Here is a 1288-nt window from a genome sequence, read left to right as displayed (position 1 = left end):
CAAGGGTCTTTCTTTATCCTTACTTCCTATATTTGTGCGATTAAATACATCTGAACCCACATTATATTCACCAAAAACTTGTTCTCCATCAGGGTATCCGCCAATACTTTTTACAACTCTAACTTCCTCTTCATATGCCCAATCTAAAGATTTATGTAGAAAAGCTAATTTGTAAAACTCATAACAATCATGAGAGAATTTTATAGCCGTTAAATAATTACGTAAATCATTTGAATAAGACAGGCTTATCTCTTCAATAGGCTTATTAGACGTGTAAATTACATCACCATACTGAGCAGGTATAAGACATGTATCTGTATTACATAAACCCGCTTTCTCTGCATCTATCTCAAGCACAACACCTTGATGTGAGTCACCGTAATGAGCCCACATTAAAGAGTTTAAGGGTTGCCGTGTAAAAGAAAGCACTGCATATTTTGAGTTTAGCCTTGAACGCAAACGTTCGTCTGCATTAATATAACCACCTTCGAATGGGTCATTAAGAAAACGCATTCCACTAAAACCTATTGAGGATTGGCTTATAATTTTCTCAGCAGAATCAAAAGGGACATATTTATATACTATCAAAGCTAAACCCTCATAAAAAATCTTAAATATGCTTTCAATTCATCAAATTCAATAAGTTATGTAACTCGATCATTTTAGATATATCTTTCTTATCTATTTCGCTCAAAATCTTATCTGAATTACGTTTTCCATAAAATCTGATTGCCGAGCTAGTTGAATTTGACACTTTCAACGCCAAATCCCAAGACTCTGAATTCATAGGGGAAATAGTCTGTTCAAAAACATTACGACCAAAATTATCACGGTTAAAGCTTGCAACTACTGTATCAGTCTTAAAGCTGTCAATTGCCATTGTATATCTTTCAGCAAAAATCCAGTTATCACAAAATATCGTATTTCGTAGTAGAAAGAGACTTTATTACTGACCCCGTTAACAACTGCTCTAATTTTATATGGTGAAGATAGGTTTTCCCCTCTAGCTGAGATTATATAATTACCTTCAAAAGTATCTTTAGTTATTACCATTTCTGAAAGCAAAGGTAAAAGTTCGGCGTTATTATTTAATTTTTTTAGGAGTTCTTTTAGCATGTCCAGCTGCTTTTCGCTAAGTTCCTTCCCATTGCTTAATTTATATTTCGGTGCAGTGTCATGTTTTTTATAACCAACAATTTTCACATCGGAACCTTCTACTATAGACTCCGCCGTATCAGAAATATCCGCAACATCACCATATCGAGCAATTTCAAAACTTTTATCAAAA

At 33.9% G+C, this 1288-nt stretch carries 3 protein-coding genes; all 3 read right to left on the bottom strand.

Annotated elements, in window-relative coordinates; genetic code table 11:
• The coding region (locus H5202_RS22620; RefSeq protein WP_182773996.1) for a DUF2971 domain-containing protein at nt 1-588 on the bottom strand (588 nt) is incomplete at its 3' end.
• A gap of 34 nt (nt 589-622) precedes the next feature.
• On the bottom strand, nt 623-880 hold the full coding sequence (locus H5202_RS22615) for a hypothetical protein (protein ID WP_182773995.1): 258 nt from the start codon (nt 878-880) through the stop codon (nt 623-625).
• On the bottom strand, nt 847-1288 hold a 442-nt coding region (locus H5202_RS22610), incomplete at its 5' end, for a hypothetical protein (RefSeq protein WP_182773994.1). The genes H5202_RS22615 and H5202_RS22610, both read right to left, overlap by 34 nt.

This window comes from Shewanella sp. SG41-4 (genome assembly GCF_014164505.1).
In the GTDB taxonomy this organism is placed as follows: Bacteria; Pseudomonadota; Gammaproteobacteria; order Enterobacterales; family Shewanellaceae; genus Shewanella.
This window is presented reverse-complemented; position numbering and strand designations above follow the sequence as displayed.